General features: G+C 38.3%; 9 protein-coding genes. 3 read left to right on the forward strand and 6 right to left on the reverse strand.

Annotation, left to right across the window (positions count from 1 at the left end; translation table 11 throughout):
- Positions 1-228: 228 nt before the first annotated feature.
- The 6 genes from glmS to AAAY30_RS04685 form a co-directional block, all read right to left on the reverse strand.
- A complete protein-coding gene (glmS, locus tag AAAY30_RS04660; RefSeq protein ID WP_022234436.1) occupies positions 229-2,058 on the reverse strand; it encodes a glutamine--fructose-6-phosphate transaminase (isomerizing) in 1,830 nt (609 codons plus the stop codon).
- 34 nt (positions 2,059-2,092) lie between these two features.
- Positions 2,093-3,961 carry a nucleoside-diphosphate sugar epimerase/dehydratase gene (locus AAAY30_RS04665; RefSeq protein WP_295025512.1) on the reverse strand — a complete coding sequence of 623 codons (1,869 nt, stop codon included), beginning with the start codon at positions 3,959-3,961 and terminating at the stop codon, positions 2,093-2,095.
- Positions 3,962-4,387: 426 nt separating this feature from the next.
- Positions 4,388-5,125 (reverse strand): hypothetical protein, encoded by a 738-nt coding sequence (locus AAAY30_RS04670; protein ID WP_337781761.1) that lies wholly within the window; start codon positions 5,123-5,125, stop codon positions 4,388-4,390.
- Between the two features lie 15 nt (positions 5,126-5,140).
- The gene (locus AAAY30_RS04675; RefSeq protein ID WP_499215712.1) at positions 5,141-5,404 is read right to left on the reverse strand and encodes a hypothetical protein; all 264 of its coding nucleotides are present in this window, start codon (positions 5,402-5,404) and stop codon (positions 5,141-5,143) included.
- Between the two features lie 506 nt (positions 5,405-5,910).
- Entirely contained in the window at positions 5,911-8,301 is a 2,391-nt protein-coding gene (locus tag AAAY30_RS04680; protein WP_499215711.1) for a homocysteine S-methyltransferase family protein, read from the reverse strand.
- Entirely contained in the window at positions 8,291-8,935 is a 645-nt protein-coding gene (locus tag AAAY30_RS04685) for a vitamin B12 dependent-methionine synthase activation domain-containing protein (protein ID WP_449074180.1), read from the reverse strand. Before AAAY30_RS04685 ends, AAAY30_RS04680 begins: the two co-directional genes overlap by 11 nt.
- 278 nt (positions 8,936-9,213) lie before the next feature.
- On the opposite strand from AAAY30_RS04685, the gene AAAY30_RS04690 reads away from it, so the two are divergent.
- The 3 genes from AAAY30_RS04690 to AAAY30_RS04700 all read left to right on the forward strand — a co-directional run bounded on the left by AAAY30_RS04690 (position 9,214) and on the right by AAAY30_RS04700 (position 12,163).
- Positions 9,214-10,194: a peptidylprolyl isomerase gene (locus AAAY30_RS04690; RefSeq protein ID WP_449074179.1), complete on the forward strand. Its 981-nt coding sequence runs from the start codon at positions 9,214-9,216 to the stop codon at positions 10,192-10,194.
- Positions 10,195-10,204: 10 nt separating this feature from the next.
- Positions 10,205-11,050 carry an HAD family hydrolase gene (locus AAAY30_RS04695; protein ID WP_022234443.1) on the forward strand — a complete coding sequence of 282 codons (846 nt, stop codon included), beginning with the start codon at positions 10,205-10,207 and terminating at the stop codon, positions 11,048-11,050.
- Positions 11,051-11,236: 186 nt separating this feature from the next.
- The gene (locus AAAY30_RS04700) at positions 11,237-12,163 is read left to right on the forward strand and encodes an AAA family ATPase (RefSeq protein ID WP_022234444.1); all 927 of its coding nucleotides are present in this window, start codon (positions 11,237-11,239) and stop codon (positions 12,161-12,163) included.
- The last annotated feature ends 7 nt before the right edge of the window (positions 12,164-12,170 follow it).

The following is a 12,170-nucleotide window of genomic DNA, read 5'->3' on the forward strand; positions in this document are numbered from 1 at the left end:
TAAAAGCCTCCGAAAAAACAGAATATTCTGTCAATAAATCCATATACATCAATTATTATACATAATACAAGTAAAAAATACAAGTGCAAGGCGGTGTTTTAAGAGAATTTTTTTGAATTTTAAAGCGCTAAAGCGTTTGTTTTTTTCAATAAAGAAAACAAAAAACCAAGTGACAGCCATTCCGTCACTTGGTTTTTATAATAAAATTTCTAATGTTTATTTTGTAAATTACTCAACAGTAACTGATTTTGCAAGGTTTCTTGGCTTGTCAGGGTCATTACCCTTATTGACCGCTGTGTAATAAGCAAGAATCTGGAGCGGAACAACCGCAGAAATCGGCATAAGAAGTTCATCTGTCTGCGGAACTTTAATAACATAATCCGCAATACCGTCCTCAAGAGTTCTTGCACAAGCCTCCGAGCAAACAAGAATATTCATAGCACCTCTCGACTTAACCTCAACAATATTACTGATAGTTTTTGCAATAAGGTCACTCTGTGTTGCAACAGAAATTACAGGCATACCGTCCTCAATAAGAGAAATTGTACCGTGCTTTAATTCACCTGCCGCATAGCTCTCGGAGTGAATGTATGATACTTCCTTAAGTTTAAGCGAACCTTCCATTGAAAGAGCATAGTCAAGACCTCTGCCAATGTAGAGCAAGCTGTCTGTTGTGATAAGTTTTGTCGCTACGTACTTGCATTTTTCCTCTGTTGTTTCAATAACATACTTAACAGCTTCCGGCATTTTGAGAAGTGCAGACACAAGTCTTTTGCACTCTGCTTCGCTTACGGTTTCCTTTGCAAGAGCAAGCTCAAAGGCAAAAAGATACATAACAGAAAGCTGTGTAATATACGCTTTTGTCGACGCTACAGAAATTTCAGGGCCTGCAAGAGTATAAATAAGCATATCCGCCTCTCGTGCAATTGAACTTCCCTTTGCGTTTACAATAGCAAGTGTAGTTGCTCCTTTCTGCTTTGCAAGGCGCATTGCGGCAAGGCTGTCGGCAGTTTCACCCGACTGCGAAATAATAATTACAAGGTCGCCTTCACCTACAATAGGATTTCTGTATCTGAACTCTGACGCAATATCAACTGTAACAGGTACTCTCGCAATACTTTCGATAATATATTTACCTACAAGACCGGCATGCATAGCTGTACCGCAGGCAACAACCGAAATTGATTTAAATTCTCTTAATTTTTCGAGTGTAATACCGCATTCTTCAAGGCAAGGCAATCCGGCTCTTACTCTCGGAGCAACGGTGGTTCTGATAGCTTCCGGCTGTTCTTTGATTTCTTTAATCATAAAATGCGGATAACCGCCCTTTTCGGCAGCCTCCATATCCCAATCTGCAACCTTTAACTCTTTTTCGATAGGGTCAAGGTGCTCATCTACAAATGAAACGCCGTCTGCTGTAAGTGTAGCAATCTCATCATGGTCGAGAAGATAGTAATTCTTTGTGTATTTAAGAATTGCAGGAACATCGGACGCAATAAAGGTTTCGCCGTCAGCTACGCCAACAATAAGCGGACTCTCTCTTCTTACGGCAAAAATTCTGTCCGGAAAATCTTTGAACATAATACCGAGAGCAAAAGAACCCTTAAGTTCAGCCATTACGCTGTCGATAGTTTCAAGCGGATTTCCGTTATACTTATAATCAAGTAGCTGTGCAACAACCTCGGTGTCTGTATCACTGAGGAAAGTTCTGCCCTTTGATGTTAAAAATTCTTTTAATTCAATGTAATTTTCAATAATTCCGTTATGAACAATGGTAACTCTTGCGCCGCTGTGCGGATGTGAGTTTACATCTGACGGCTCACCGTGAGTTGCCCATCTTGTATGGCCTATACCTACATGGCCCTCCGGTTTACCCTCAACTGCCATCTTGTCAACAAGATTTTTAAGTTTACCTTTTGTTTTAACTGTTTCAATGCCGTTTTTTCCAAAAACAGCTATACCCGCTGAATCATAACCTCTGTATTCAAGCTTTGTGAGTGCGCTTACAAGCACATCACTGCAGTCTTTAGGTCCAACATATCCAACAATACCACACATTATGTATTCTCTCCTTTGCTGATTAATAAATATATCAGTTTGTCTTATGGTTAAAAGTAGGTACAAGATCCGCAAGAAGTTCTACCGTTTTTTCGCTGTCGTTGCTGTTAGCAACAACTTTAAGCTCATCAAGTTTTTTGAGCAGTTCTGCGGAATTGATATTTATCTGATTACCGATAAATATCTTTTCGTTTGCGGTAGACTTAAGTCCTTCTTCGTCCATCAAAAGTTCCTCAAAAAGTTTTTCGCCCGGTCTTAAGCCCGTGAAAACAATCGGAACATCTTTATATGGAATCTTGCCGTACATACGAATGAGATTTTCGGCAAGAGTTGTAATCTTTACGGGCGCACCCATATCAAGAACAAAAATCTCGCCGCCATGAGCCATAGCGCCTGCCTCAAGAACAAGCGAAACAGCCTCGGGAATAGTCATAAAATATCTGATTATGTCAGGGTGAGTAACGGTTACAGGTGAACCGCTTTCAATCTGACGCCTGAACAGGGGAATAACCGAACCGTTTGACCCAAGAACATTACCGAAACGAGTGGTTACAAATTCGGTATGAGTGCTGTGCTGAGCCTTGTGCTGAATTATCATTTCACATGCTCTTTTGGTTGCACCCATAACATTGGTCGGATTTACAGCCTTATCGGTTGAAATCATAACAAATTTATCGGCTTTGTACTTTTCTGCAAGTGTTGCAACATTAAAAGTACCGAAAATATTATTTTTAACTGCCTCTTCCGGCACGGTTTCCATAAGAGGAACATGCTTGTGGGCAGCTGCGTGAAATACAAGCTGAGGACGATATGTTTTAAATATCAGTTCCATTTTGTCGTAATCACGGATAGATGAAATCAAAGTTACAAGATTAAGTTTGTTGCCGTACTCAAGCACAAGTTCCTGCTGAATATCATATGCGTTATTTTCGTATATGTCAACAATAATTACCTGCTTAGGCGAATACTTTGCAATCTGTCTTACAAGCTCGCTGCCTATAGAACCGCCGCCGCCTGTAACCATACAGATTTTTCCCGTAACCAATTCTTTTATTTCTTTTTTATCAAATTCAATCGGCTTTCTGCCAAGTAAGTCTGCAATTTTAATTTCTTTAGCCTGTGAAATAAGCTCTGTGTGCTTATCGTCAAACAAAAGCTCGCTCAAATAAGGAATTATCTTGATTTTACAAGTAGTTTCCGAGCAATAATCAAGAATTTTGCGCTTTTCCTCTTCTTCGCAAGACGGAACAGCCACAATAATATTTGTAATCTTTTTATCATTGCAAATCTTAGAAATTTCTCTGCAAAAACCGAGAACAGGTACACCGTTAATGCTTCTGTTAAGTTTTGTTTCATCATCATCAACAAAGCCTACCGCAATAAGATTGCGTGCGGGACTGTTTTCGTCATAACTTGCATTCTGAATTTCGGTAAGAATCATTCTGCCTGCATTGCCTGCGCCAACAATAAGCGTACGCTCACAATTATCCGCTCTGCCGACTTCAGTTAAATCAAGGAAAGTACGCTTAAATATAAATCGGAATAAGAGCACTCCGCCTGTTGCGAGAATTGCATATAAAGTAACAAACAAAACAGATTGCTGTATCTGCAAAATCGACATAATAAGATAGCCCAAAGCGAAGCCTGCGAACATCGCCAAACCGCAAACCAAGTAATCCTTTTCATTAAAGTATCGCCAAAGTCTTTTATACGCACCTGCACCGTACATAATAAGCATACACAGTGCTAAGTTTACTATTATTGTATATAACAGTCCTCTGCTTGCTTCCGAAAGTTCCGGAAATATAAGCGACATAGCAAAATTAAGCACAATACCGCTTACCACAATAATAAAAACATCAGCCAAAGCAAGAATAAGCTTACGATAATTTATTTTTTTCATTTTTTAATTGTCCCCTGCAAATTTTATCTGATTATATAAAATTTAATACAAACATATCGTCTAATTTTAAAATATTATACAAATTAACACACAATATTATACATCAAATTTAATTTTTTGTCAAATTGCAAAGCAATGCTCTTTTCTTATTTGCGTAGATAAAATATGTGTTTTTTTTACCTAATTTGACAAATACTTAATTTAGATATAATATAATTTTATAAACAATATAACATTATTCTTAAAGAAAGGACATTTTTATGAAGAAAACAAAGAAAAGACTACCTTTAATTATTTTTTCTGCTTTATTTGCTCTTGCAATAGTCATTGCTTAATTTTTTCAAAAATGAAGTTCAGAACACTCATCATCAAGAAATCACACTAAACTTCCATTATTGAAATCAATTTGATTAATTGCTATAGTAATCAGTTCTTCAATATTTGATAGCTATATAATTTTTTCATATTTTCACTTTTTCTTCTCTCAGCCTCTTCCAGCGCCTCATTATATAAACTCTTGTCAGAATATACTTTATCCCGAGGATATACAATACTTTCGATAATACCATGAAACAAATCATCATAAGCCATTTCTTTCGTATAGCCATCACCAACATTTCCTGCATCAATTTGTGCGTATAATTCATCCAGATGCTGCTGGAAATACGTTTGAAAATCATCATGGTTATCTGTTTTAATCAAGACAAGAGATTCCCCTTCAAAAGTATCACATGCGCGCAATTTATTAATCGAATATTCCTTTAAAAAATCAATAAAAGAATCTAAATCATAAACTCGATTGAATATAGGCATCAAACGTTCCTTCACATATAAAGCCGTCGCTGAAATAATCTCTTCCATTGTATCTTCGGTATATTCAAAACTTACTCTTGCTTCATTTCGTGGAAGGAATGAATTTAAATCCTGTCCAGCATACAATATTGATTTTTTATCGATAGAGGAATGATAGGTAGAAATAATTCCTGCAGTAAGGAAAAATCCTTTTGCCCCTTTATTCCATGCCGGAGCTGTTTTTACTCCAAAAAAAACCATCAAATCTTCGTTGAGCATTTTAACAAAAACATTCAATTTTGAGCAATATCGAAAACCCTCTGTTTGAAATGTTTCACCAAAAATAAGTTTAAATTGTGAATTAAACGACATAAAAAATCTCCTTTGTTATAGTCCAAACGTCAACCTGTATGCAAGATAGAATGATGCGGCATCATCTGAAATTCCGCCACCACCTGTAATCACATCTTCTGCAAGTGTTCCTCCAACGATAAGAACAGCTGCTACAGTTCCCCAAAATTGTATCTCTTGTGATGGTTGATATTGCGGAACATATACATAGTTATCATCTTTCTCTTCTTCAGGAACCGGCACTGGTACTTCATCTGGTTGTTTTTTCTTGAAACTATATACTATAAGTCCATTATTCATATTCCATAAGTTTGCCTATATTTTGGTTATACAAATGAAAATACACAGTTCCTTCTCTCCCCCTTTTCTATCAAATTGACTTGTACAAAAACACTACTATTGTATGATATAATTCGTTATATTTCAATAATTTTCCACCTCTTTTATATCTTTTGCACTTTTGCAAAAAACGCAGTAACATCGTCATTATAACCGACAATGTATTAAAAGCATTTCATCCAGTTCCAATTGCCATTTTTATAATTTGTTATTAGTTGCCACCAGATTTTCTTTCCCTTGTATTTTCCCTTATGAGGGTTCGTAATCAAGGGTAAAATGATATAACACGATACAAGATGTGATGGACAGAACACCAATGAAAAGTTTAGCATTTTCAATGGATTAACGAGTTTTCCATAACAAAATATAACAGTTATTAAATGCTATAGATTTCGTCATTTGAGAACTGAAATTTGCATAATAAATATAACCAAGGGCAATTCCTGATTCGGAACTGCCCTTTTGTTTTAACCTAATACCTTTTTAGCCGTATCTACGCTTTCCTTAGCATCTCTGCAATAGTAGTCAGCGCCGATTTTCATAGCATATTCTTCCGTAAGTACAGCACCGCCGACAAAAATTACGCATTTACTGCTTCCGTCGGGATTCTGTAATTCTTTTGTTTCTCTTACAAGTTTGATTGTATCTTCCATACTCTTAAGGGTAGTTGTCATAAGAGCAGACAAACCAATCATCTTTATATCCTGCTCAATTGCAGTATCGACAACAAGTTGAGGGTCAACATCTTTACCGAGGTCAACAACCGTATAACCGTAGTTGTCAAGCAATACTTTTACAATGTTCTTTCCTATGTCGTGAATATCACCCTTAACGGTTGCAACAATGATTTTGCCCTTGCTTACGGTTTCTCCGCTTGTTTTGGAAATATGTGATTTAATTACATCAAAGCAAGCCTGTGCGGCATTTGCACTCTGAATAAGCTGCGGTAAAAAGATTTTGTTCTTTTCAAAACCCTCTCCCACCTTATCAAGGGCAGGAATAAGCATTTCGTTTACTATTTTCATTGCGTCGCCTGTTTCGGCAAGCATTTTTTCGGTAAGCAACGCACCTTCTTTTTTCAAACCGTTGAAAACAGCGGTCATAATATCCAAATCGGATGCGGCAGAATTATTATTTGCGGCAGGTGCTTGCGCCGCATCGTTATATGCGGCAATAAAATCCATAGAGTTTTTATCAATACCGTCAAGCACACGGTATGCTCTTACCGCACCCGTAATAGAATCAATATTCGGGTTAATAATCGGTAAGTCAAGTCCCTCTTCAAGAGCCATAGTAAGGAAAGTTCTTGTAACAAGGTCACGATTCGGAAGTCCGAATGAAATATTTGAAACACCGAGACAGGTTTTACAGCCAAGTTCGGTTTTTACTCTGTGCAAAGCATTAAGCGTCTGTCTGCAGGCAGACTGTTCGGCAGAAACCGTCATCGTAAGGCAGTCAATAAACACATCTCTTCTGTCAATACCGATTGCCTCTGCCCTCTCTACAATTCTTTTTGCAATTTCAAATCTGCCCTCCGCTGTCTTTGGAATACCGTTTTCGTCAAGTGTAAGACCGACAACGCAAGCACCGTATTTTTTAACAAGCGGTAAAACCGTGCTAAGGCTTTTTTCCTCACCGTTTACCGAGTTTACAATCGGTCTGCCGTTATAAGCACGAAGTCCTGCCTCAAGTACATCGGGTTTGGTAGAGTCAATCTGCAGAGGTGCATCGCAAACACTCTGAATTGCTTTGAGCACACGCACCATCATCTGCTTTTCGTCAATTTCGGGATGACCTACATTGACATCAAGAATTTCCGCACCTGCGCCCGTCTGACTAAGTGCCTGTGTAAGAATGTAATCAATATTATTATCAACAAGTGCCTGTTTAAACAGCTTTTTGCCTGTAGGGTTGATTCTTTCGCCGATAATTCTCGGATGATTAACTTCAACAACAGAACTTGCACTGCATACTATTGTATCGACTTGACTTTTTGACGGCTGATATTTTTTATCTGTAAGAGCGTCTTTAAGAGCCTTTATATATTCGGGATTTGTACCGCAGCAGCCGCCGAGAACTTTAACACCGTACTTTAACAGTGACAGAGATGACTTTGCAAAATCATCGGGCATAACATCGTATTCATTGGTGTTAGGGTCCGGCAAACCTGCATTCGGCTTAATTACAATAGGAAGATTTGTGTACTTGGAAATCTCACTTACAATCGGCTCAAGATCATCAGGTCCAAGCGAACAGTTTACGCCGAGAGCGTCAACGCCGAGGTTTTCCATAGTTACGGCAAAAGCAGACGGCAATGTGCCTGTAAAAGTACGCATATTACGCTCAAATGTCATAGTGGTGAATATCGGCTTATCGCTGTTCTCCTTTGCGGCAAGTACAGCGGCCTTAAGTTCATAAAGATCCGTCATAGTTTCAAAAACTATAACATCAGCGTCTTTACCTGCAAGGATAAGCTGTTTGTAATATTCATAAGCCTGTTCAAAAGTAAGCGAACCCGCAGGTTCGAGCAGCTGACCGATTGAACCGATGTCAAGGGCAACAAGCGCTCTGTCGCCGACAGCGTTTTTAGCAATGCTGATACCTGCTCCTACAATTTCTTCAACACTGTAGCTGCAGCCCTCAAGTTTGTACGCATTCGCACCAAAGGTGTTTGCATAAACAACATCTGCGCCCGCATCTACATAAGCTTTATGAAATGACGCAATAAGTTCGGTATGTGTAATGTTAAGCGTTTCGGGCACTTCGTCATACTGTACACCGCTTTTTTGAATCATAGTGCCTGTCGCACCGTCAAGTATAATAAATTCTTTTTCCTTTAATAATTCTCTAAACCCCACAATGAAGTCCCTTTCTCCTGAATTTACAGGTTTCTCTCATATTACAGATGGCACAGCCACGCTTTTTTCTTTCTATAGGATTTTTTGAAAGTCCCAGCACCGCCGTAACAGACTTTGTCGGTGTAAGCAAAAAGTTATCGTTTGTGCAAAGTCCTATTTTCTTTGGCGCATCAAGCATTTGCAAAATTATTTTTTGCAATTCAATAGGATAATCTCCGTAGCCCGGACTGAATCGGAATGTCATATTATAATCGCTGTATTTTTCCGCAATTATCTTGTCAAAAGCATTGCAGACCTGCTCCACGGCAACACTTGCAAGGCTGTCCATTACCACAGCACGGGCCATATCGGAAATCTGCGAAATTCTGATGAGTTTGTCCACCTCTGAACCGATGGTTGCGCACATAACAATAGCTTTTTCACAACCGTTTAAGTGTGATTCTATATCTTTTCCGCCCATAATCTGCGGGCACGGCAAATCCTTTTCTACATAAAGATATTTTGGCGACGCTTTTTCAAGCACAGCCTTTTCGCATTCATCCATCAGTACATCCATTCGGTAATTAAGCCTGATTCCCGCTCCTCCGAGATAACGCACTGCCTCGTTTCTGTTAAGTTTTTCTAATTTTATCATAGTATAACCCCTATACATTCAACGCAATCGGATTTATTTTTAATACTGCAAATCATTTAATAAAAACTCTCTGTTAAATCATAAATTCAAAACCGACCGCATAGCTATACTTTATTATTGTAACACACTAAGCATAATAAAACAATACGGGTATTTATTTTTTAAATCAATCTTAAAGAAGCCGCAAAAGCGGCTCATTTGCTTAAAAAGTTGCATTTTTTCTTAAAGTATGTTATGATAAAAATGTATAAATATGTACCGAAAGGAATCAATACACTATGAAATACAACAGAATTAAAAAAACTTTGTGCCTTATTGCGGCACTTGCACTTATTCCTGCATTTGCAGTCGGTTGCTCAAACGATAAAAGCGAATCCGAAAATTCAAAAGCAACAGAAGCCTCTTCCGCTGCCGTTGCCACAATTGACGAAGCAAAAGTCGGACAGCCTGCCGTATCCGCACTTGAAGATATGGGCATTGTTCCGTCAACCGTAGGTATTAATCCTTCTATAAATTACGACGACAATAAAGTAGGTTTCCAGCTTGACGCTCCTAACGACGGCGACACTATTGCGATTATGCACACCTCAAAGGGTGACATAAAGCTCCGCCTTTTTGCGGACCAAGCGCCAAAAACCGTTACAAACTTTATTAATCTTGCCAAAGAGGGCAAATATGACAACACCATTTTCCACCGAGTAATCAATGATTTTATGATTCAGGGCGGTGACTACGAAAATGCCGACGGCACAGGCGGCACAAGCTCATACGGTGAAAGTTTTGAAGATGAATTCTGCGACAAACTCTTTAACATAAGAGGTGCGGTATCAATGGCAAACAGCGGTCCTGACACAAACGGAAGTCAGTTCTTTATCAATCAGACCACACCCGAAGCTTATAAAAAGAACGGCGGTTTTTCTGCCTTTGAAAATCAGTGGGCAAACATTAAAGCACAGCTTGAAAATTATAAAGATTCCGAGCTTTTCTCCGCTTTTGTTCAGCAGTACGGCACATACTGCTACAACACAGATGTAATCAGTGATGACATCAAAAAGCTTTATGACGATAACGGCGGTAACCCATACCTTGACGGAGCTTACAACGCAGTTGACAGAGGTCACACCGTATTTGCACAGGTAATTGAGGGAATGGATGTAGTGGATTCAATCGCATCTGTAGCTGTTGACTCATCGACAAATAAACCTACGGAAGATGTAAAAGTAACTTCTGTAGAAATTACAACATATTCTGCCAATTAAGAGGATTATTATGAACGGAAAGCCTATTATTGCAATAATGTATGATTTTGATAAAACGCTTTGTACAAAAGATATGCAGGGATACGGCTTTATTCCGAGTCTTGGCATAACCGAGGAAGAGTTTTGGAATTACGCCAACGAAATCGGGCACAAGGAGCATATGGATTCAATCCTTGCATATATGTATGCAATGGTTAAAATATCTAAAGATAAGAACATTCCTTTATTAAGGGAAAAACTTGTTGAAACAGGCAAAAAAGTCGAACTTTTTGACGGAGTTTCAAAATGGTTTTCACGAATAAACAATTTCGGTAAAAAACTCGGCGTATGTGTCGAGCACTATGTTATTTCGTCCGGTCTTAAAGAGATTATCGAAGGTACGGATATTGCGAACGAATTTAAAAGTATTTTCGCCTGTGAATTTCTTTACGATGAAAACGGCAACGGAATATGGCCAAAAACCGATGTTAATTACACAAATAAAACTCAATTTGTGTACCGCATAAACAAAGGTGTTCTTGATGTTGCCAACGATAACGATCTCAACAAATCAATGCCCGACGACAGCAAGCGTATTCCTTTTTGCAATATGATTTATATCGGCGACGGTCTTTCCGATGTACCGTGTATGAAGATGATGAAAGCATACGGAGGATATTCCATTGCCGTATATCAAAAAAAAGACGCAAAAGTAGAAGATTTATTACAGCGTGGCAGAGTTGATTACATTTACCCTGCCGACTACAGCGAAAACAGCGGGCTTGACAATACAGTCAAAAATATAATTCAAAAAATGGCAATAAGTGAAACACTTTACCGTGAATATTCAAAACAAAAGCACGAAATTAACAACTGATATTTTTCAAAGGGAATCCTTGACGGGTTCCCTTTTTATTATGCTATATTCTGTTTGTAAATATTTTGTATTTGTATTGCAGATTTTTGGAAAATAAGGTAATATATAATATATACAAATCATTTCACACAAAACACATATTTTATTTATAAATTAATCTAAAAAAGTAGAAATTATGGTGAAAATATGAATGAATTTAAATCTGTTTTAAATGAAGTTAGAAAAGTTATTAACGGCAAAGACAGGGAAATTATTATTACAATGCTTGCTCTGCTCGCAAACGGCAATATTCTTATAGAGGATATACCGGGCGTCGGCAAAACCACTATGGCTCTTGCTTTTTCAAAGGCTCTCGGACTGAAGTACGGCAGAATACAGTTTACTCCCGATACTCTGCCGTCAGACATAACGGGATTTTCTTCTTTTAACAAAGAAAGCGGAAAAATGCATTTTAACAAAGGAGCTATTTTCTGTAATTTGTTTTTGGCGGATGAGCTTAACCGTACTTCAAGCCGTACTCAAGCGGCTTTGCTTGAGGCAATGGAAGAAAGGCAAGTTACCGTTGACGGACACAGTTATCAGCTTGAAAATCCTTTTTCCGTAATTGCAACCCAAAACCCTGTCGGTGCCTCGGGTACACAACTTTTGCCTGACTCTCAAACCGACCGTTTTACAGTAAGAATTTCAATGGGATACCCTAATTTTGAGGCTGAATGTCAAATGCTTATTAACCGCAGTCGACAAAACCCTCTTGATAAGGTAAAACAAGCAGTTACTGTTGAAGAACTTATTAATATGCAAAACAAGGTAAAAGAAGTTTTTGTAAGCGAAGATATGGCAAAATACATTGTAATGCTCGTAACAGCCACCAGACAGAACAGCCTTTTTGAAAGAGGTGCAAGTCCAAGAGCCGCACTTTCACTTAAAGATATGGCAAAGGCGGCGGCATTTGCGGACGACAGAGATTACATTGTTCCCCGTGACATTCAAAATATTTTTGTTGCTACCATAAGTCATCGTGTTATTTTGAGCGCAGAGGCAAACGCTAAAAAAATCAGCGTTACAAAAGCTCTTAATGAAATTTTGAGAACAACAAGACAACCCAAAATTTAGTGAGGGA

Origin of the sequence: Ruminococcoides bili (genome assembly GCF_040093295.1) — a bacterium.
Lineage (GTDB): Bacteria > Bacillota > Clostridia > Oscillospirales > Acutalibacteraceae > Ruminococcoides > Ruminococcoides intestinale_A.

Excerpts from the sequence above, each read along its gene's own strand:
- glmS (WP_022234436.1), bottom strand. The coding sequence starts at position 2,058 with ATGTGTGGTATTGTTGGATATGTTGGACCTAAAGACTGCAGTGATGTG.
- AAAY30_RS04665 (WP_295025512.1), bottom strand. The coding sequence starts at position 3,961 with ATGAAAAAAATAAATTATCGTAAGCTTATTCTTGCTTTGGCTGATGTT.
- AAAY30_RS04670 (WP_337781761.1), bottom strand. The coding sequence starts at position 5,125 with ATGTCGTTTAATTCACAATTTAAACTTATTTTTGGTGAAACATTTCAA.
- AAAY30_RS04675 (WP_499215712.1), bottom strand. The coding sequence starts at position 5,404 with ATGAATAATGGACTTATAGTATATAGTTTCAAGAAAAAACAACCAGAT.
- AAAY30_RS04685 (WP_449074180.1), bottom strand. The coding sequence starts at position 8,935 with ATGATAAAATTAGAAAAACTTAACAGAAACGAGGCAGTGCGTTATCTC.
- AAAY30_RS04690 (WP_449074179.1), top strand. The coding sequence starts at position 9,214 with ATGAAATACAACAGAATTAAAAAAACTTTGTGCCTTATTGCGGCACTT.
- AAAY30_RS04695 (WP_022234443.1), top strand. The coding sequence starts at position 10,205 with ATGAACGGAAAGCCTATTATTGCAATAATGTATGATTTTGATAAAACG.
- AAAY30_RS04700 (WP_022234444.1), top strand. The coding sequence starts at position 11,237 with ATGAATGAATTTAAATCTGTTTTAAATGAAGTTAGAAAAGTTATTAAC.